This window comes from Streptomyces sp. NBC_01232 (assembly GCF_035989885.1).
Classification (GTDB): domain Bacteria; phylum Actinomycetota; class Actinomycetes; order Streptomycetales; family Streptomycetaceae; genus Streptomyces.
This window is the reverse complement of record NZ_CP108518.1, coordinates 4,765,001-4,783,753: the sequence shown is the minus strand read 5'-3', so window position 1 is coordinate 4,783,753 and position 18,753 is coordinate 4,765,001. Positions and strand designations below refer to the sequence as shown.

At 69.7% G+C, this 18,753-nt stretch carries 16 protein-coding genes and 2 rRNA genes (1 of these 18 running past the window's edge); 3 read left to right on the top strand and 15 right to left on the bottom strand.

Annotated elements, in window-relative coordinates; all coding sequences use genetic code 11:
• Positions 1-88 precede the first annotated feature (88 nt).
• From OG444_RS22080 to OG444_RS22060, 5 genes are all read right to left on the bottom strand, one after another.
• Positions 89-1,756, bottom strand: a complete 1,668-nt coding sequence (locus OG444_RS22080) for a bifunctional uroporphyrinogen-III C-methyltransferase/uroporphyrinogen-III synthase (RefSeq protein ID WP_327263811.1) — start codon at positions 1,754-1,756, stop codon at positions 89-91.
• A complete protein-coding gene (gene hemC, locus OG444_RS22075) occupies positions 1,753-2,721 on the bottom strand; it encodes a hydroxymethylbilane synthase (RefSeq protein WP_327263810.1) in 969 nt (322 codons plus the stop codon). The genes OG444_RS22080 and hemC overlap by 4 nt, the downstream gene beginning before the upstream one ends.
• A complete protein-coding gene (locus OG444_RS22070) occupies positions 2,718-4,475 on the bottom strand; it encodes a glutamyl-tRNA reductase (protein ID WP_327263809.1) in 1,758 nt (585 codons plus the stop codon). Before OG444_RS22070 ends, hemC begins: the two co-directional genes overlap by 4 nt.
• Positions 4,472-5,278, bottom strand: a complete 807-nt coding sequence (locus OG444_RS22065; RefSeq protein WP_326588687.1) for a redox-sensing transcriptional repressor Rex — start codon at positions 5,276-5,278, stop codon at positions 4,472-4,474. Before OG444_RS22065 ends, OG444_RS22070 begins: the two co-directional genes overlap by 4 nt.
• 273 nt (positions 5,279-5,551) lie before the next feature.
• On the bottom strand, positions 5,552-5,830 hold the full coding sequence (locus OG444_RS22060) for a glutaredoxin family protein (RefSeq protein ID WP_327263808.1): 279 nt from the start codon (positions 5,828-5,830) through the stop codon (positions 5,552-5,554).
• Positions 5,831-5,936: 106 nt separating this feature from the next.
• Here OG444_RS22060 and OG444_RS22055 point away from each other — a divergent pair, with 106 nt between their 5' ends.
• From OG444_RS22055 to OG444_RS22045, 3 genes are all read left to right on the top strand, one after another.
• Positions 5,937-6,911 carry an HAD family hydrolase gene (locus OG444_RS22055; protein WP_327263807.1) on the top strand — a complete coding sequence of 325 codons (975 nt, stop codon included), beginning with the start codon at positions 5,937-5,939 and terminating at the stop codon, positions 6,909-6,911.
• Positions 6,912-7,271: 360 nt separating this feature from the next.
• Entirely contained in the window at positions 7,272-8,087 is an 816-nt protein-coding gene (locus OG444_RS22050) for an ECF subfamily RNA polymerase sigma factor, BldN family (protein WP_327263806.1), read from the top strand.
• A gap of 228 nt (positions 8,088-8,315) precedes the next feature.
• The gene (locus OG444_RS22045; RefSeq protein WP_327263805.1) at positions 8,316-9,521 is read left to right on the top strand and encodes a DUF5667 domain-containing protein; all 1,206 of its coding nucleotides are present in this window, start codon (positions 8,316-8,318) and stop codon (positions 9,519-9,521) included.
• A 52-nt stretch (positions 9,522-9,573) separates the two neighbouring features.
• On the opposite strand, the gene OG444_RS22040 is transcribed toward OG444_RS22045, so the two are convergent.
• From OG444_RS22040 to OG444_RS21995, 10 genes are all read right to left on the bottom strand, one after another.
• Positions 9,574-10,566, bottom strand: a complete 993-nt coding sequence (locus tag OG444_RS22040) for a lysophospholipid acyltransferase family protein (protein WP_327263804.1) — start codon at positions 10,564-10,566, stop codon at positions 9,574-9,576.
• Positions 10,566-11,651: an NAD-dependent epimerase/dehydratase family protein gene (locus OG444_RS22035; RefSeq protein ID WP_327263803.1), complete on the bottom strand. Its 1,086-nt coding sequence runs from the start codon at positions 11,649-11,651 to the stop codon at positions 10,566-10,568. Before OG444_RS22035 ends, OG444_RS22040 begins: the two co-directional genes overlap by 1 nt.
• 95 nt (positions 11,652-11,746) lie before the next feature.
• On the bottom strand, positions 11,747-11,845 hold the full coding sequence (locus OG444_RS22030; protein WP_003948845.1) for a 30S ribosomal protein bS22: 99 nt from the start codon (positions 11,843-11,845) through the stop codon (positions 11,747-11,749).
• Between the two features lie 142 nt (positions 11,846-11,987).
• Positions 11,988-12,197: a helix-turn-helix domain-containing protein gene (locus OG444_RS22025; protein ID WP_008738568.1), complete on the bottom strand. Its 210-nt coding sequence runs from the start codon at positions 12,195-12,197 to the stop codon at positions 11,988-11,990.
• 114 nt (positions 12,198-12,311) lie between these two features.
• The gene (locus tag OG444_RS22020; protein ID WP_327263802.1) at positions 12,312-13,142 is read right to left on the bottom strand and encodes a phosphatase; all 831 of its coding nucleotides are present in this window, start codon (positions 13,140-13,142) and stop codon (positions 12,312-12,314) included.
• Positions 13,143-13,235: 93 nt separating this feature from the next.
• Positions 13,236-14,384: an acetoin utilization protein AcuC gene (locus tag OG444_RS22015; protein ID WP_327266880.1), complete on the bottom strand. Its 1,149-nt coding sequence runs from the start codon at positions 14,382-14,384 to the stop codon at positions 13,236-13,238.
• Complete coding sequence (locus tag OG444_RS22010) at positions 14,356-15,615, bottom strand: MFS transporter (RefSeq protein ID WP_327263801.1); 1,260 nt, start codon at positions 15,613-15,615, stop codon at positions 14,356-14,358. Before OG444_RS22010 ends, OG444_RS22015 begins: the two co-directional genes overlap by 29 nt.
• Positions 15,616-15,658: 43 nt before the next feature.
• A complete protein-coding gene (locus OG444_RS22005; RefSeq protein WP_327263800.1) occupies positions 15,659-16,324 on the bottom strand; it encodes an HAD family hydrolase in 666 nt (221 codons plus the stop codon).
• A 175-nt stretch (positions 16,325-16,499) separates the two neighbouring features.
• Positions 16,500-16,617 (bottom strand): 5S ribosomal RNA (rrf, locus tag OG444_RS22000).
• Between the two features lie 76 nt (positions 16,618-16,693).
• Positions 16,694-18,753 (bottom strand): 23S ribosomal RNA (locus tag OG444_RS21995) (it continues 1,063 nt past the right edge of the window).

Below are 18,753 nucleotides of genomic sequence, written 5' to 3'. Positions count from 1 at the left end.
CGGGGTTACCGGGGCCGGACGGACGAAGGGGCCCGGGCGCTCAGCGCACCCGGGCCCCTCTGCGACCGGTCGAGCCGGCCTAAGCCGCTCACGTCGTACGACGACGACGCGCCCCCGGCCGGCGCTCGCTCGGCCGGAACACCGTCTCGCCGGCCTCCTTCGCCGCCTCGCGGCGCGCCGCACCGTACTCGGCGAGGGCCTCCGCCAGCTTCGACACCGACGGCTCCGGGGACAGCACGTCCACGCGCAGCCCGTGCTCCTCCGCCGTCTTGGCCGTCGCCGGCCCGATACAGGCGATGACGGTCACGTTGTGCGGCTTCCCGGCGATCCCGACCAGGTTGCGGACGGTCGACGAGGACGTGAAGAGAACGGCGTCGAAACCGCCGCCCTTGATCGCCTCGCGCGTGTCCGCCGGCGGCGGCGAAGCGCGCACGGTCCGGTAGGCCGTGACGTCGTCGACCTCCCACCCGAGCTCGATCAGCCCGGCGACCAGCGTCTCGGTCGCGATGTCCGCCCGCGGCAGGAACACGCGGTCGATCGGGTCGAAGACCGGGTCGTACGGCGGCCAGTCCTCCAGCAGTCCGGCCGCGGACTGCTCACCGCTGGGCACGAGGTCCGGCTTCACGCCGAACTCCACGAGCGCGGCGGCGGTCTGCTCGCCCACCGCGGCGACCTTGATGCCCGCGAAGGCGCGCGCGTCGAGCCCGTACTCCTCGAACTTCTCGCGGACGGCCTTGACGGCGTTGACCGAGGTGAAGGCGATCCACTCGTAGCGGCCCGTCACCAGGCCCTTCACCGCGCGCTCCATCTGCTGCGGGGTGCGCGGCGGCTCCACGGCGATGGTCGGCACCTCGTGGGGCACCGCGCCGTAGGAACGCAGCTGGTCGGAGAGCGATGCCGCCTGCTCCTTGGTCCGCGGTACGAGGACCCGCCAGCCGAAGAGCGGCTTCGACTCGAACCAGGAGAGCTCCTCGCGGCGCGCGACGGCACTGTGCTCACCGACCACGGCTATGACGGGCCGGGCGCCCTCGGGCGAGGGGAGCACCTTGCCCTGCTTGAACACCTGGGCGATCGTGCCCAGCGTCGCGCACCAGGTCCGCTGGCGCGTGGTGGTGCCGGCGACGGTCACCGTCAGCGGGGTGTCGGGCTTGCGCCCGGCGCTCACCAGCTCGGCGGCGGCCGCCGAGACGGTCTCCAGCGTCGCGGAGACGACGAGGATGCCGTCGCTCGCGCCGACCTCGCTCCAGCAGCGCGCCGATGCGGTCCTCGCGTCGACGAACCGCACGTCCGCGCCCTGCTTGTCGCGCAGCGGGACACCGGCGTACGCGGGCACGCCCACCGCGGTCGCGACACCGGGCACCACCTCGAAGGGGATGCCGGCGGTGGCGCACACCAGCATCTCCTCGGCGGCGTTGCCGTCGAGCCCGGGGTCGCCCGTGACGGCACGCACGACCCGCCTGCCGGAGCGTGCGGCCTCCATGACAAGATTGGCCGCGTCCCGGATCACCGGGACCCCGGCGGCTGCTGACACTTCGTCAGCGACCGTCAGCTGCGGCGTGTCGACATTCGCGCGCGCATGCGTCCGTACGACCTCGAGCACATCGGGCTCTGCGATCAGTACGTCCGCGGCCGCGAGCGCCTCGACGGCGCGCAGCGTCAGCAGACCCGGGTCGCCGGGGCCGGCACCGAGGAAGGTGACGCGCCCGTGGGCGGCGACGGCCGGATAGGCGGAGGTGGTCGGAATTGAGGGGTTCAAAGCGATCGCTCCCCCATCAGACCGGCCGCGCCCTTGGCCAGCATCTCGTCCGCGAGTTCGCGGCCGAGCGCCATGGCCTCGTCGTACGACTGGGGCACGGGACCGGTGGTGGACAGCTGCACCAGCGTGGTTCCGTCGAGGGTTCCGACGACGCCGCGCAGGCGCATTTCATTGACAATCTCCCCGTCCGCCAGCAGATCGGCGAACGCGCCCACGGGTGCGCTGCAGCCTGCCTCCAGGGCGGCGAGCAGGGAACGCTCGGCGGTGACGGCGGCCCGGGTGTGCGGGTCGTCCAGTTCACCGAGCGCGGCGATGAGGTCCGTGTCGGACGCGAGGCACTCCACGGCCAGGGCGCCCTGGCCGGGAGCCGGCAGGACGCTGTCGACGGACAGCAGGTCGGTCGCCTCCACGCCGCGCCCGATCCGGTTCAGCCCGGCGGCCGCCAGGACGACGGCATCGAGCTCACCGTCGCGGACGAAGCCGATCCGGGTGTCGACGTTGCCGCGGATCGGCACCGTCTCGATCCGCTTGCCGAGCGACAGGGCCAGGTGGTTGAGCTGAGCGGTGCGCCGCGGCGACCCGGTACCGATCCGGGCACCGTCGGGCAGCTGCTCGAAGGTCAGACCGTCCCGGGCGACGAGCGCGTCCCGCGCGTCCTCGCGGCGCGGCATGGCCGCGATCACGAGGTCGTCGGGCTGCGCGGTCGGCAGGTCCTTCAGCGAGTGCACGGCGAAGTCGACCTCGCCGCGCAGCAGCGCGTCGCGCAGGGCCGTGACGAACACGCCCGTCCCGCCGATCTGCGAGAGGTGCTCGCGCGAGACGTCACCGAAGGTCGTGATCTCCACGAGCTCGACGGCCCGGCCGGTGACGGCCCGTACCGCGTCGGCGACGTGCCCCGACTGGGACATGGCCAGCTTGCTCCGCCGCGTACCGAGCCGCAGCGGCTGGTCGGGACGTGTGTTCATGATGCCCGTCCTGGGTCGTCGTCGTTCATCGGATCGGCCGCGTCCGCCCGGCTGACGGAAGCAACCGTCTGAGGGTCGAGGTCGAAGAGTTCGCGCAGCGCTTCCGCGTACCCGGCGCCGCCGGGCTCGCTCGCGAGCTGCTTGACGCGCACGGTCGGCGCGTGGAGGAGCTTGTCCACGACGCGGCGCACGGTCTGGGTGACCTCGGCGCGCTGCCGTTCGTCGAGGTCGGGGACCCGCCCGTCGAGCCGCGCCACTTCCATGGCCACGACCTCGGCCGCCATGGCCCGCAGGGCGACGACGGTGGGCGTGATGTGCGCGGCCCGCTGCGCCGCCCCGAAGGCCGCGACTTCCTGGGCGACTATCCCGCGTACGGCGTCGACGTCGGCCGCCATCGGGGCGTCGGCCGACGCCTCGGCGAGCGATTCGATGTCCACGAGCCGTACGCCCGGGATCCGGTGCACCGCCGCGTCGATGTCCCTGGGCATGGCCAGGTCGAGCAGCGCGAGGCGGACGGTGGTCGCCTGGGCCTGCGTACGGGTGCTGCGGCGCGGCTGCCGCTGCGCGGCGGCCTCGCCCTGGTCGGCCCAGGTCCCGTGCAGTTCGAGGGAGTTGGCGTCGACACCGGTCAGCGCGGCCCGCCCGTCGGGCCCGACGGGACAACCGTCGCCCTCCACGGAAGCGCTGATCGTCCGCGCGGCCCCGGCATCGGCGAGTCGGCCGCCGGCCTCGGTGGCTGCCACCAGCCGGGCGAGCACGTCGGTGTCCAGCCCGGCCGGCACCTGCACGGAACCGGCGGCGTCAGCCGAATCCAGCCCCGCCGGCAATTGAGGCGCGGGGGGCCGGGGGCGGAACCCCTGGGAGGCCTGGGGCGCAGCCCCGGCCTCTCCCTGCTCGGCCGGCGCGAGCCCACCGGCGCCCCAGGAGACGGCGTCGAGCACGTCGTCGGCGGTCAGCACGAGCCCGGTCGCACCGGTGCACGAGACGACCACGTCGACTCGTGTCAGCTCATCGGCCACCCGGGCCATCGGCACGGCCACGGCCGAGACCCCGGTGCCCGAGGCAACCAGAATCTCCGCCAGCCGCTCCGCGCGGTCGGCGGTCCGGTTCGCCACGACGATCTCGGCGACCCCGACCCGCGCCAGCGTCGCCGCGGCCAGCGAGGACATCGACCCGGCGCCGATGACCAGCGCCCGCTTGCCCGCGGCCCACTCGTTCACGGGCGTCCGCACGGCGAGCTGCTCCAGCCCGAAGGTCACCAGCGACTGACCGGCCCGGTCGATCCCGGTCTCGGAGTGCGCCCGCTTGCCGACCCGCAGTGCCTGCTGGAACAGATCGTTGAGCAGCCGGCCGGCGGTGTGGAGCTCCTGCCCCAGCGCCAGCGCGTCCTTGATCTGGCCGAGGATCTGCCCCTCGCCGACGACCATCGAGTCCAGCCCGCACGCCACCGAGAACAGGTGGTGCACCGCCCGGTCCTCGTAGTGCACGTACAGGTAGGGGGTGAGCTCCTCCAGCGCGACGCCGCTGTGCTGCGCGAGCAGCGTGGACAGCTCGGCGACGCCGGCGTGGAACTTGTCCACGTCCGCGTACAGCTCGATCCGGTTGCAGGTGGCCAGCACGGTCGCCTCGGTCGCCGGTTCGGCGGCGAGGGTGTCGTGCAGCAGCTTCACCTTGGCATCGGCGGACAGTGAGGCCCGCTCCAGCACGCTCACGGGTGCGCTGCGGTGGCTCAGCCCTACGACGAGCAGACTCATGCCGGCATCACCGCCGGCACGTCGCCCTCGGGCCCGCCCTTGCGCTGCTCGGCCGTGGTCCGCCCGGCCGGCGGAACCACGGCCGCAGCGGGTGCGGCGCCGCCCACGGAGGAGCCGCCGGCGGCAGCGGCGGCCGCTTCCTCACCGGCCTTGCGCTGCTCGTGGAAGGCGAGGATCTGGAGCTCGATGGAGAGGTCGACCTTGCGCACGTCCACGCCCTCGGGCACGGACAGCACGGTGGGGGCGAAGTTCAGGATGGAGGTGACACCGGCCGCGATCAGCCGCTCGCTGACCTGCTGGGCCGCTCCGGCGGGCGTCGCGATGACACCGATCGAGACGCCGTTCTCCTCGATGATCTTCTCCAGATCATCGGTGTGCTGCACGGACATGCCGGCGACCGGCTTGCCGGCCATCGCCGGGTCCGCGTCGATCAGCGCGGCCACGCGGAACCCGCGCGCGGAGAAACCGCCGTAGTTGGCGAGCGCGGCGCCGAGGTTACCGATTCCGACGATGACAACCGGCCAGTCCTGGGTCAGGCCGAGTTCGCGGGAGATCTGGTAGACGAGGTACTCGACGTCGTAGCCGACGCCGCGGGTGCCGTAGGAACCCAGGTACGAGAAGTCCTTGCGCAGCTTCGCGGAGTTGACTCCGGCGGCGGCCGCGAGCTCCTCGGAGGACACCGTGGGCACCGATCGCTCGGAGAGCGCGGTGAGGGCACGCAAGTACAGCGGAAGCCGGGCGACAGTGGCCTCGGGAATACCTCGGCTGCGGGTCGCCGGTCGGTGAGTTCGGCCAGTTGCCACGATGCTCCTGCGGGATGAGCGGGGCTGCAGGCGGCCACTTGTCCCAGGACCGCCCCGTCGACAGCAGGCTATGCCTTTGTGAACGCGTGCACAAAGATTGTGTCCGCTTTGTCCGACCAAAGTGACCGGGGTCACGCGGTTTCGGCACGCAAAGCCGGAACCAACGGCACGCCGAACCCGTTCAAATCCCAAAGGGGGCAAAACCGCGCACACTCCTCACAGATACGCCCCCGAGACCCCATAAATCGCCCATGATGGTAACCGGGAAGAGGGTCAGGCCTCCAACGCCCGCCGGAGCCGGTCGGGGTTCACCCTCCAGAAGGTGTGCTGTTCGCCGTCCACGAGCACGACCGGAATCTGCTCCCAGTGCAGCCGGTAGAGCTCCTCGTCCTGGGAGATGTCCTTCTTCTCCCACTGTGCACCGGTCTCGGCGCACACCTTCACGACCACCTCCTCCGCTTCGTCGCACAGATGGCACCCCGGCTTCCCGATGAGCGTCACCATCCGCTCCCCGGGACGCTTCTTCTCCTTGCGGCGCAACAAAGGGCTCATGCCGCCATTCTCCCGCGCCCTCGCGTAACAGCAGCGCCCCGAAGAGTTCACGCCTCCGCATCCCATCGGTTCGGGAACTCCCGAACACAGTGGCTATGCTCGCGTCATGGCCGCTCTCGGATGGCTCCCCCCTCGTCGGCGCTCCGCCACCGCACGCAGCGTGCTGGCGGGCGAGGCCTCGGCCGAGGCCGCCCGCAAGACCGCTCTGGCCGAGGCCCCACCGCTCACCGAGCCCGAAACGGAACCCTCGGCCCGCATCGAGGAGGGCCCGGAGGCTCCCCCGGAGGAGCCCGTCTTCCCGGTCGCCGGCGACGATCTCGCCGCCGCCTTCTTCGACCTCGACAACACCGTCATGCAGGGCGCCGCGATCTTCCACTTCGGCCGCGGCCTCTACAAGCGCGAGTTCTTCCGGCGCCGCGAGCTCGCCCGCTTCGCCTGGCAGCAGGCCTGGTTCCGGCTCGCCGGGGTCGAGGACCCCGAGCACATGCAGGACGCCCGCGACAGCGCCCTGTCCATCGTCAAGGGCCACAAGGTCTCCGAGCTGATGTCGATCGGCGAGGAGATCTACGACGAGTACATGGCCGAGCGGATCTGGCCGGGCACCCGCGCCCTGGCCCAGGCCCACCTCGACGCCGGCCAGAAGGTGTGGCTGGTAACGGCCGCCCCCGTGGAAACGGCCACGATCATCGCCCGCCGCCTCGGGCTGACCGGGGCCCTGGGAACCGTCGCCGAGTCCGTCGACGGGGTCTACACCGGCCGCCTGGTCGGCGAGCCGCTGCACGGCCCCGCGAAGGCGGAGGCGGTCCGCGCCCTGGCGGCCGCGGAAGGACTCGATCTCGAACGCTGCGCCGCGTACAGCGATTCGCACAACGACATCCCGATGCTGTCACTGGTCGGACATCCGTACGCGATCAATCCCGACACAAAACTGCGCAAGCATGCCCGGACCAACGACTGGCGGCTGCGCGACTATCGGACCGGCCGGAAGGCCGTGAAGGTCGGCGTCCCGGCGGCCGCCGGAGTCGGCGCGATCGCGGGCGGCGCCGCCGCCGCCATCGCCCTGCACCGCCGCAGGAAGTAACAACACCAGGCCCGGGGCCCGTACGCCCCGGGCCCACCCGGGCCGGATCCCGGCCACCGGCATTCCCTCACCCCTACCCGCGCCCCCGGCGCGGCACTCCGGCATGCCCGACTCGGTCGCGAGCCCCCTTGGAAGCGTCCATTCCGCGTATCCAAGCGATCAAGAATCGATCACCATCTGCGACTGAATATGCCCTCGACACGCAACGGAAGTGTCGGAACCGGTGATTTGAGCAACTGGGTGTAGCACTGCCTGTACGAAGCGTTATTCTCCTCAAACGCATGCCACCGGCCATCTGTCGCCACGACGGGTGAACGGTTCCGCACTGCACGTGATGGAAGCTCTGCCTCTGGGAGTCCCGTGTACCCACCTGTCGGGGTTGACGCCTCGGGCCTGGCTCAGCTGCGCGCAACGGTCCTCGACCACCTGCGCGGCTTCGTCCCCACCGCCGCGTACGCCGCCCCCGCCTTCGCCGCCGCAGTCCCTGCCGGCCTCGGCCCGGCCGGTCCTTGCTATGCCCTGACCGACGGCGGCGCGACGGTGGGCAGACGAGGTCGCGCCGCCGGTGGCTCGAACGCCGCCGGCACCGGGACCCAGGCCACGCACCGCCGCCCCACGGCGGACAGCGACCAGGCCCGCATGATGGATCTGGTCGAACGCGCACAGGCGGGCGAGGCCGACGCCTTCGGCCGCCTCTACGACCAGTACAGCGACACGGTCTACCGGTACATCTACTACCGCGTCGGCGGCAAGGCGACCGCGGAGGACCTCACCAGCGAGACCTTCCTGCGCGCCCTGCGCCGGATCTCCACCTTCACCTGGCAGGGGCGCGACTTCGGCGCCTGGCTGGTGACGATCGCCCGCAACCTGGTGGCGGACCACTTCAAGTCCAGCCGCTTCCGGCTGGAGGTCACCACCGGCGAGATGCTCGACGCGAACGAGGTCGAGCGCAGCCCCGAGGACTCCGTCCTGGAGTCCCTCTCCAACGCGGCCCTGCTGGAGGCCGTGCGCAAGCTCAATCCGCAGCAGCAGGAGTGCGTGACCCTGCGCTTCCTGCAGGGCCTCTCGGTCGCCGAGACGGCCCGGGTGATGGGGAAGAACGAGGGCGCCATCAAGACCCTCCAGTACCGGGCGGTCCGCACACTGGCCCGCCTCCTCCCCGAAGACGCCCGCTGACCCTCCGACACCAGACAACCTCACATTCGGTGACCCCTCGATGACGCTGTGGTCAGATCATCCTTCGTCCGTAACCCAAGTGCCGCGACGCTCGTTGTGCGGAATGCAGGCTCCCTGTGGACACGCTTTGCCGAAAGCCGCTCACCCGAAAGTGTGGATGTGCTCAAGGAAGGCAACCTTCCGGACACCTTGGGGAGTCGATCGTCATGACGAGAGGAGGTGCCGCCAGTGATCGCGAACGTGACCCCGCACCGGCGGGCGAACGCCTTCGCCCAGGCCCTGGAGGATCGGACCCAGTCCGACCCTTCGGAACCGGACTCGGCGGCCGAGCAGTCCGAGGCGCCTGCCGAACCTGCCGACCACGACCGGTTGTTGGCCCTGGCGAGCGTGCTCGGCGAAAGAATGCCGCGCCCAGTGCTGGACCCCGAGGTCAAAGTGGTGCAACGAGCCCAGCTCATTGCCGCCATGGAGGCCATGGTGCTGGAGGAGAGGGCGGGGGGCAGTGCCGCCTCGGACCCTCTGGTGCCCGAACAGCGGACCGGCCGCGGCGCCCACCGGGCGACCCCGCTCCGGAAATTGCGGCCCCGCTCCCGCTGGTCCAAGGGCATCGCAGCGGGCGGCCTCACCGTGGGTGTGGCCGCAGGGGCCTTCAGCGGAGTGGCCGCTGCCAGTTCCGACGCCCTGCCCGGTGACCACCTCTACCCCGTGAAGCGGGGCATGGAGGACCTGAAGCTGGGGATGGCCGACGACGACGCGGACCGGGGCGAGCTCTATCTCGACCAGGCCTCCAACCGTCTGTCGGAAGCCCGCAGGCTGATGGAACGGGGCCGGCTGGGCGACCTGGACCACGAGTCCCTGGGCGCGATCCGCCGGGCACTGGCGGGCGTGAAGCACGACGCGGAGGCAGGCCACCGCCTCCTCCAGGCCGCGTACGAACGGGACGGCTCGCTCGGCCCGATCCAGAAGCTGTCGTCGTTCTCCCGCTCCCACCGCGACGCGTGGGGCAAGCTCCGCGAGAAGCTCCCGGCACAGCTCACGGACGTGGGCGGTGAGGTGGAGTCGGTCTTCCAGGCCATAGACGATGACGTGGCGCCGCTCCAGAGCCTGCTCCCCAAGCCACCGGAGCAGCCCCGCGGCACCGGCAGCACCCCCGGCTCGTCCGCCAAGCCGGGAACGCCCAGCGGCACACAGCAGTCCACCCCCGCCGCGGGCACGCCTTCCGGCAGCCCCACGGCGCCGTCCCCCTCGGGCAGCAGCCGGCCCCCCGCCGGCGGCCTCCTGGGCGGTACGGGCGACCTGCTCAACCCGCCCGCGGGTCAGTCGGGGCCGCCCACCTCGGGCACGCCGGAGGACCCCAAGCCGGACATCACCATCCCGCCCCTGCTCCCGGGGCTCCTCCCGGGCCTGGGCCTGGGCGCGGAGGACGCAGAGTAGGAAAAGGGCGGGGCCGCCGCGGCGGCCCCGCCCTTTCCGCTTCGACGGCCCGTCAGAAGAACACCGACCGCCGCTGCACCAGCAGCTTGTAGAGCGTGTGCTGGATCTGCTCCCGCACCTGGTCCGTCAGGTTGAACATCAGCATCGGGTCCTCCGCCGCCTCCGCGGCATACCCGTCCGTCGGGATGGGCTCACCGAACTGGATCGTCCACTTCGTCGGCAACGGCACCGCACCCAGCGGCCCCAGCCACGGGAACGTCGGCGTGATCGGGAAGTACGGGACCCCCAGCAGCCGCGCCAGCGTCTTCGCGTTGCCGACCATGGGGTAGATCTCCTCCGCCCCCACGATCGAGCACGGCACGATCGGCGTCCCCGCCCGCAGCGCCGTCGACACGAACCCGCCCCGACCGAACCGCTGCAGCTTGTACCGGTCCCCGAACGGCTTCCCTATCCCCTTGAAGCCCTCCGGCATCACACCGACCAGCTCCCCGGCCTCCAGCAGCCGCTGCGCGTCCTCCGCGCACGCCAGGGTGTGCCCCGCCTTGCGGGCCAGCTCGTTGACCACCGGCAGCATGAAGACCAGGTCCGCCGCCAGCAGCCGCAGGTGCCGCTCCGCCGGGTGGCGGTCGTGCACGGCGACCTGGAGCATCAGCCCGTCCAGCGGCAGCGTCCCGGAGTGGTTCGCCACGATCAGCGCGCCGCCCTCCGCCGGGATGTTCTCGATCCCCTTGACCTCGACCCGGAAGTACTTGTCGTACAGCGGCCGCATCAGGGACATCAGGACCTGGTCCGTCAGTTCCTTGTCGTAGCCGAAGTCGTCGACCTCGTAGTCGCCGGTGATCCGCCGCCGCAGGAACGCCAGTCCGCCGGCGATCCGCCGGTCCCAGCCGTCGCCGGGCGCCGCGTCCGGAGCGGGCGCGGGGGCGGGCTCGGGAGCGGCCCGTTCCTCCACCACCGGCTCGGCAGCGGGCACCGCCCGCACCCGGCGGGGGATCCGCCGCCGCGGCCGGTCCTCGCCGAACGGAATGACCTTGGCGTCCGCCACTATCGCTTCGCTCCTTCAGCCGCGTAGGCGTCGTCCTTGAGCCCGTCGAGCCCGTCTGCATTCAGCATGGCCGCCACCCGGTCCACGGCCCGTCCGACCCGCTCCGGAGGCAGCAGCCCGCTCCCCCGGCTCCGCGCGAAGTCCGCGAACGTCTCGGCGGTCGTGTAGAGCGGCTCGAAGCCGAGCACCTCGCGCATCTGCGTGGTCTCCACGACCCGGCCATGGGTGAGAAGCCTTATCTGCTCCGGCGAGAAGTCGGTGGCCCCGACCGCCCGCAGCGCGGAGCCCACCCAGTTGAGCGCGGGCAGCAGCAGCGGCAGCGTGGGCCGCCCCAGCCGCCGCGAGCACTGCGACAGCAGCAGGACGCCGTCGCCCGCGATGTTGAAGGTCCCGCTGTTCAGCGTCCCGCGCCTGGGCTCCTGCGCCGCCAGCCGCAGCACTTCGAGGACGTCGTCCTCGTGCACGAACTGCAGCCGCGGGTCGTACCCCAGCACGGTCGGCATCACGGGGATCGAGAAGTACTCGGCGAGCGCCGAGTCGGCGTAGGGCCCCAGGATGTTGGCGAACCGCAGGACGCAGACCGCGACGTCCGGCCGTCTGCGCGCGAAGCCCCGTACGTACCCCTCGACCTCGGCGGCGTCCTTCGCGAAGCCGCCCGCCGGCAGCGATTTGGGCTCCGTGGTCTCGGTGAAGACGGCCGGGTCCCGGGGCGTGCCCCCGTAGACGCTGGTGCTCGACTTCACCACGAGCCGCCGTACCGTCGGCGACTTCTGGCAGGCTCCGAGGAGCTGCATGGTGCCGATGACGTTCGTTTCCTTGACGGTGCTGTGCGCGCCGCCCGTGCCCGCGCTGCCCCCGGTGACCGCCAGATGCACCACCGTGTCCACGGCGTGCTCGGCCAGCACTCTGGCAATCGCCGACTGTCTGATGTCCGTACGGACGAACTCCGCCGATCCCAGCCGGTGCGGCGGTGTCACCGCGTCCACCGCGATCACGCGCTCGACGTCCGGGTCACGCTGGATCCGGCGCACGAAGCGACCGCCCAACTGCCGGGCTGCCCCGGTGACGAGTACGACCTTCCCCACGAGCTCAGCGCCTCCCTCGAAGAAGTCCCCCGGCTGCACCGCAGCCCCTCCACCAGAATGGTGGAGGGGCTGCGGAGAACACGTACAGCTGCCGTTTACTTCTTGTTACGGCGCTGGACGCGGGTGCGCTTGAGCAGCTTGCGGTGCTTCTTCTTAGCCATCCGCTTGCGCCGCTTCTTGATAACAGAGCCCACGACTACCCTCGCTCACTTCTCTTCACTGGTGCGGGGCGTCTGGGCCCACACGACCTACGTCGGCCTAGCCTACCCGCCCGAGCTCTGAGCTTGTAATCCGAGCGCTTCCGCGTCGTAGCCAGGGGCGTCCCGAGCCTCAGTCTCAGGCCGACTCCACCCCCACATAGGACTCTCGGAGGTACTCGTGGACCGCGTTCTCGGGGACCCGGAAGGACCGGCCCACCCGGATTGCGGGCAGATGACCGTTGTGCACCAGCCGGTACACGGTCATCTTCGACACTCGCATCACCGAGGCGACCTCCGCCACGGTCAGGAACTGAACCTCACTGAGAGGCCTCTCGCCAGCAGCCATGACACACCTTGACCTTCCGCGCATGACGGGCACCGGCTTCCCCTCCGGTTACTCCTCGTCGTCGCACGCTCACTCCCCAGAGTAGGGGCGCGTGATACGAGTGGGGAAGAGGAGCTACGGCCACTCCTGCCGCCCCGTCAGACTCGCGCGGCCGAGCACGTACCTCGTAAGCGGTCGGTAGTAGTCCGCTCGCACCGCGTCATCCAGTGGAACGGCCACCGATACCCGCCCCTCGGCCTCCCCGACGAACAGCGCGGGATCGTCCGTATCCGCCAGCCCGATCGCGTCCACACCCAGCTGACCTGCGCCGCAGACCCACCCGTGGTCGCCCACCACCAGCTCCGGCAGCGGCCCGCCGGCCTCCGCGAGGGCCCCCAGCGCCACCCGGACCGGCAGGGGCGAATGGGTGTGCACGCCGGTCGCACTCCCGGGCAACCGCACGCCGGGTTCCCGCACCAGTGCGACCCCCCGTACGTATTCGATGGTGTGCGTGCGTACGCCGAACCGCGTCGTCATGTCGACACTCACCCCCTGCGCAGGGGTGAGGACAACACATCCCGCCGCCGACAACGCCTCGGCCAAACCGGCGTAGAAGCCCAGGAGCCGATGCGGATGGCCCGTCCCGAACAACACGGGCGACCTGGCCCTCGCCGCCTCGCACAGGCGCCCCGCGAAGGCCTCCAGCGCGGCCACCGTCCGCTCCGGGTCGATCACGTCCGGCCCACTGACGTGCGCCGGATCGGCCGAGACCCCGCACTTGTCCGCCATCAGCCTCAGCAGATCACCCTCGCCCCAGCCCCACTCCGGATCCAGCCCCAGCATCACCCGCGGATCCCGCGCCGCGAACAGCCGGTAACTGCGCAGGCTCTCCTCCCGGGAGGTGGCGACGGACCCGGCCAACCGGGCGGCCAGCAGATGCGCACGCAGCGCGCCGGTGCTCAACACCCTCCGATGCTGCCGCAACCCATCTGGCGGTTCATCAATTCCGGCGAACAGCCCCACAGTTGGCGTAACGATGCATCTGATCCGGCCGAGCGGTCAGGCCAGCATGCCGCGCAGCGGGAACACCGCCCGACGGGTGGCCAGAACGGCCTGATCCGTCCGGTCCGCCGGGTCGTAGCCCGCCTCCCAGTCCGGCCACGACGGGCTCCGCCCGTCCGTCATCCGCGCCGGCGCCAACTGCCGCGTCCGCGCGTACACCTCGTCCCGCCACGCAGCCGGGACCGCCGCCTGCGGATCCACCGGCCGGTGCGCAGCGATCCCCACCAGGTGCGTCCACGACCGCGGCACGACGTCCACCACCGCGTACCCGCCGCCGCCCAGCGCCAGCCACTTCCCGTCCGCGTACTCGTGCGCGAGCCGGTGACACGCCTCCTGGACGACCCGCTGGGCGTCCAGCGAGACCGCCAGGTGCGCGAGCGGGTCCTCGAAGTGCGTATCGGCCCCGTGCTGCGTCACCAGCACCTGCGGCCGGAAGTCCGCCAGCAGCTCCGGCACGACCGCGTGGAAGGCCCGCAGCCACCCCTCGTCCCCGGTCCCGGCGGGCAGCGCGATGTTCACCGCCGACCCCTCCGCCCCCGGCCCACCGGTCTCCTCGGGCCAGCCCGTCTGCGGGAACAGCGTCCGCGGATGCTCGTGCAGGGAGATGGTCAGCACCCGCGGGTCGTCCCAGAACGCCGCCTGCACGCCGTCCCCGTGGTGGACGTCCACATCCACGTACGCGACCCGCTCGGCCCCCAGCTCCAGCAGACGCGCCACGGCCAGCGACGCGTCGTTGTACACACAGAAGCCGGCCGCACCGCCCGGCATGGCGTGGTGCAGCCCGCCGGCGAAGTTCACGGCGTGCTCGGCCTCACCGTTCCAGAGCGCCTCCGCGCCCGCCACGGACTGCCCGGCGATCAGAGCGGACGCCTCGTGCATCCCGTGGAAGGCCGGATCGTCCATGGTCCCCAGCCCGTACGAACCGTCCGCGGCGCCCGGGTCGGCGGACACCTCGCGCACCGCGTCGACGTAGTCCTCCCGGTGGACCAGCCGCAGCGTCGAGTCCCCGGCCACGGGGGCCGCCCGCACCTCCATCGCCCGGTCCAGCCCGAAGGCGCGCACCAGGCCCATGGTCAGCGCCAGGCGCACCGGGTCCATCGGATGGCTCGGTCCGAAGTCATACCTCGTTACCGCCTCGTCCCACATCAACAGCCCGGTCACCGGCTCGCCGCTCATGGCGGACACCGTATCGGGCGCCCTCCGAGCCGAACGAACGGGCATGGAACAAGGTCACCAGGACCAGCAGCATCGGCACCAGCATCGCGCCCCGGTAGCTCCAGGCATCGCCGAGCGCCCCGACGAGCGGCGACCCGATCAGGAAGCCGACGTAGTTGAAGATGTTGAGCCGGGCGACGGCCGTGTCGGACGCCCCGGGGAACAGCCTCCCGGCGGCCGCGAAGGTCTGCGGCACGATCACGCACAGCCCGATCCCCAGCAGCGTGAATCCGAGCATCCCCACCCACGCCCCCGGCGCCACGGCCACCACCGCGAACCCGCCGGCCGCCACCAGCGTCCCGCCCCGCACCACGGCCACCGCCCCGAAGCGCCGCACACCCAGGTCCCCGACGGCCCGCCCGACGAGCGTGGTCACCATGTAGACGTTGTAGGGGACGGTCGCCATCTGCTCCGAGCTCCCGAGCACGTCCTGGAGGTACTTGGCACTCCAGTTCGCCACCGTCGAGTCACCGATGTACGCGCACGCCATCACCAGGCACAGCGGCAGCAGCAGCTTGAACCCGCCGCTGCCCAGTCCCTTCCCGGCGGCCTTCTCCGCGGCTTCCCCCGCGCCCGGACCCGTCACCGTGACCGTCTCCGGCGCGTCGACGTAGCGCCGGCTCCCCAGCAGCGCGAGCGGCAACAGCACGACCACGGCCGGCAGATAGCTGACGAACAGGTCCAGCTTCCAGTGCGCCCCCGCCCACGCGGCCGACGCCCCCAGGATCCCGCCGAAGCTGTACGCGGCGTGGAAGCCCAGCATGATGCTGCGCCCGTACGCCCGCTGCAGGCTCACCCCGAGCATGTTCATCGAGGCGTCCAGCGCACCCACCGACAGCCCGAACACCCCCAGGGCGAGGGCCACGTGCCACATCCGGCCGCCGGCGCCGACACCCAGCAGGGACAACAGCACCAGCGGCTGCGCCCACCGCAGTACGACGCTGGGCGCGACCCGCTTCACCAGGTGCTCGGTGGCCACGCTCGACGCCCCCGCGAGGACCGGCACGGCCGCGAGGAAGGCGGGCAGCAGGCCGTCGGATATCCCGTACCGGTCCTGGATGGCCGGGATCCGCGTCACGAGCAGCGCGAAGGCAACGCCTTGCACGAAGAAACTGAACCCCAGAGCGCCCCGGCCACGCCGAAGCCGCACATCATCCGTCATGGCGGGTCAGCGTAGGGCCACGGGCTACCCGTGGGTAGAGAGATCACATACCCAGTCCGGCCTCCAGCCCGAGCAGTCCGTTGAGCTGCTTCATGTCACCGAAGTGCCCGGTGGCCCCGGGGAGCCGGTCGGCGGGCAGCATCGCCGTGAACGCGTACACGTCCATGCCCGCGGCGACGGCGGCCTGGATACCGAGCGGACTGTCCTCGATGACCACGCAACGGGCGGGCTCCACGCCCATCTGCCGCGCCGCGTGCAGGTACAGGTCGGGAGAGGGCTTGCCCTGGCCGACGTCCTGCGCGCTGAAGATCCACTCTTCTTCGAACCACCCGTCGAGCCCGGCCACCCGATGTCCGACCCGGATCCGCTCGTGCGTCCCGGAGGAGGCCAGGCAGTAGGCGACCCCTTGCGCGGTCAGCGCCCCCAGCACCTCCTCCACGCCGGGTACGGGCTTCAGCTCCTGCTCGAACGCGGCGACGGTCCGCGCGTGCAGCGTCTCGTCGAAGTCGGCCGGCAGCCGCTCCCCGGTCCGCTCCTGGACGAGGTCGTGCACGCGGTGCACGGCGGACCCCATGTAGTCGCGGACCGACTCCTCGTAGGTGGTCGGGTGCCCCAGCTCGGTCAGATACCCGGCGAGGGTGCTGTTGGCGAGCGGCTCGCTGTCCACCAGCACGCCGTCGTTGTCGAAGATGACGAGGTCGTAGCCCATACCCCCACAGTACGAACTAAAGGGACGCAAGGCCCGCTCCGCCGGGCCGCGGACGACGCATCACCGGCCTGCTGCGGCCATTCGGACGACAGCCCTGCGGCGCGGGTCGGCACGATCGGGCCGTAAACGCAGAAAAGCCCCGCACCATAAGGTGCGGGGCTTTCCCACAATGATTGTTCGGCGGCGTCCTACTCTCCCACAGGGTCCCCCCTGCAGTACCATCGGCGCTGAAAGGCTTAGCTTCCGGGTTCGGAATGTAAACCGGGCGTTTCCCTAACGCTATGACCACCGAAACACTATGAAATTTGAACGCTGGTGTTTTCACAGCTGTTCGTTATTTCAGAACTAACACAGTGGACGCGAGCAACTGAGGACAAGCCCTCGGCCTATTAGTACCAGTCAGCTTCACCCGTTACCGGGCTTCCACATCTGGCCTATCAACCCAGTCGTCTACTGGGAGCCTTACCCTCTCAAGGAGGTGGGAATACTCATCTTGAAGCAGGCTTCCCGCTTAGATGCTTTCAGCGGTTATCCCTCCCGAACGTAGCCAACCAGCCATGCCCTTGGCAGGACAACTGGCACACCAGAGGTTCGTCCGTCCCGGTCCTCTCGTACTAGGGACAGCCCTTCTCAATATTCCTACGCGCACAGCGGATAGGGACCGAACTGTCTCACGACGTTCTAAACCCAGCTCGCGTACCGCTTTAATGGGCGAACAGCCCAACCCTTGGGACCGACTCCAGCCCCAGGATGCGACGAGCCGACATCGAGGTGCCAAACCATCCCGTCGATATGGACTCTTGGGGAAGATCAGCCTGTTATCCCCGGGGTACCTTTTATCCGTTGAGCGACGGCGCTTCCACAAGCCACCGCCGGATCACTAGTCCCGACTTTCGTCCCTGCTCGACCCGTCGGTCTCACAGTCAAGCTCCCTTGTGCACTTACACTCAACACCTGATTGCCAACCAGGCTGAGGGAACCTTTGGGCGCCTCCGTTACCCTTTGGGAGGCAACCGCCCCAGTTAAACTACCCATCAGACACTGTCCCTGATCCGGATCACGGACCGAGGTTAGACATCCAGCACGACCAGAGTGGTATTTCAACGGCGACTCCACAACCACTGGCGTGGCTGCTTCAAAGTCTCCCACCTATCCTACACAAGCCGAACCGAACACCAATATCAAACTGTAGTAAAGGTCCCGGGGTCTTTCCGTCCTGCTGCGCGAAACGAGCATCTTTACTCGTAGTGCAATTTCACCGGGCCTATGGTTGAGACAGTCGAGAAGTCGTTACGCCATTCGTGCAGGTCGGAACTTACCCGACAAGGAATTTCGCTACCTTAGGATGGTTATAGTTACCACCGCCGTTTACTGGCGCTTAAGTTCTCAGCTTCGCAACCCCGAAAGGTCACTAACCGGTCCCCTTAACGTTCCAGCACCGGGCAGGCGTCAGTCCGTATACATCGCCTTACGGCTTCGCACGGACCTGTGTTTTTAGTAAACAGTCGCTTCTCGCTGGTCTCTGCGGCCACCCCCAGCTCACGGAGCAAGTCCGATCACCAGTGATGGCCCCCCTTCTCCCGAAGTTACGGGGGCATTTTGCCGAGTTCCTTAACCATAGTTCACCCGAACGCCTCGGTATTCTCTACCTGACCACCTGAGTCGGTTTAGGGTACGGGCCGCCATGAAACTCGCTAGAGGCTTTTCTCGACAGCATAGGATCATCCACTTCACCACAATCGGCTCGGCATCAGGTCTCAGCCTTAATGAGGGACGGATTTGCCTACCCCTCGGCCTACACCCTTACCCCGGGACTACCACCGCCCGGGCTGGACTACCTTCCTGCGTCACCCCATCGCTTACCTACTACCACCTTGGGTCAGCGGCTCCACCACTTTCCTTTCCCCGAAGGGTCCGGAACGGCTTCACGGCTTTAGCATTAGAGGATTCGATATTGGGCGTTTCAAAGCGGGTACCGGAATATCAACCGGTTGTCCATCGACTACGCCTGTCGGCCTCGCCTTAGGTCCCGACTTACCCTGGGCAGATCAGCTTGACCCAGGAACCCTTAGTCAATCGGCGCACACGTTTCTCACGTGTGTATCGCTACTCATGCCTGCATTCTCACTCGTGAACCGTCCACAACTAGCTTCCGCTGCTGCTTCACCCGGCACACGACGCTCCCCTACCCATCACAGCGGGCGTTGGCCCTATTGCTGCAATGACACGACTTCGGCGGTACGCTTGAGCCCCGCTACATTGTCGGCGCGGAATCACTTGACCAGTGAGCTATTACGCACTCTTTCAAGGGTGGCTGCTTCTAAGCCAACCTCCTGGTTGTCTCTGCGACTCCACATCCTTTCCCACTTAGCGTACGCTTAGGGGCCTTAGTCGATGCTCTGGGCTGTTTCCCTCTCGACCATGGAGCT

Bases quoted from the DNA above. Each gene is read 5' to 3' on its own strand.
- hemC (WP_327263810.1), bottom strand. From the start codon at position 2,721: ATGAACACACGTCCCGACCAGCCGCTGCGGCTCGGTACGCGGCGGAGC.
- OG444_RS22070 (WP_327263809.1), bottom strand. From the start codon at position 4,475: ATGAGTCTGCTCGTCGTAGGGCTGAGCCACCGCAGCGCACCCGTGAGC.
- OG444_RS22060 (WP_327263808.1), bottom strand. From the start codon at position 5,830: ATGAGCCCTTTGTTGCGCCGCAAGGAGAAGAAGCGTCCCGGGGAGCGG.
- OG444_RS22055 (WP_327263807.1), top strand. From the start codon at position 5,937: ATGGCCGCTCTCGGATGGCTCCCCCCTCGTCGGCGCTCCGCCACCGCA.
- OG444_RS22025 (WP_008738568.1), bottom strand. From the start codon at position 12,197: ATGGCTGCTGGCGAGAGGCCTCTCAGTGAGGTTCAGTTCCTGACCGTG.
- OG444_RS22015 (WP_327266880.1), bottom strand. From the start codon at position 14,384: ATGTGGGACGAGGCGGTAACGAGGTATGACTTCGGACCGAGCCATCCG.
- OG444_RS22010 (WP_327263801.1), bottom strand. From the start codon at position 15,615: ATGACGGATGATGTGCGGCTTCGGCGTGGCCGGGGCGCTCTGGGGTTC.
- OG444_RS22005 (WP_327263800.1), bottom strand. From the start codon at position 16,324: ATGGGCTACGACCTCGTCATCTTCGACAACGACGGCGTGCTGGTGGAC.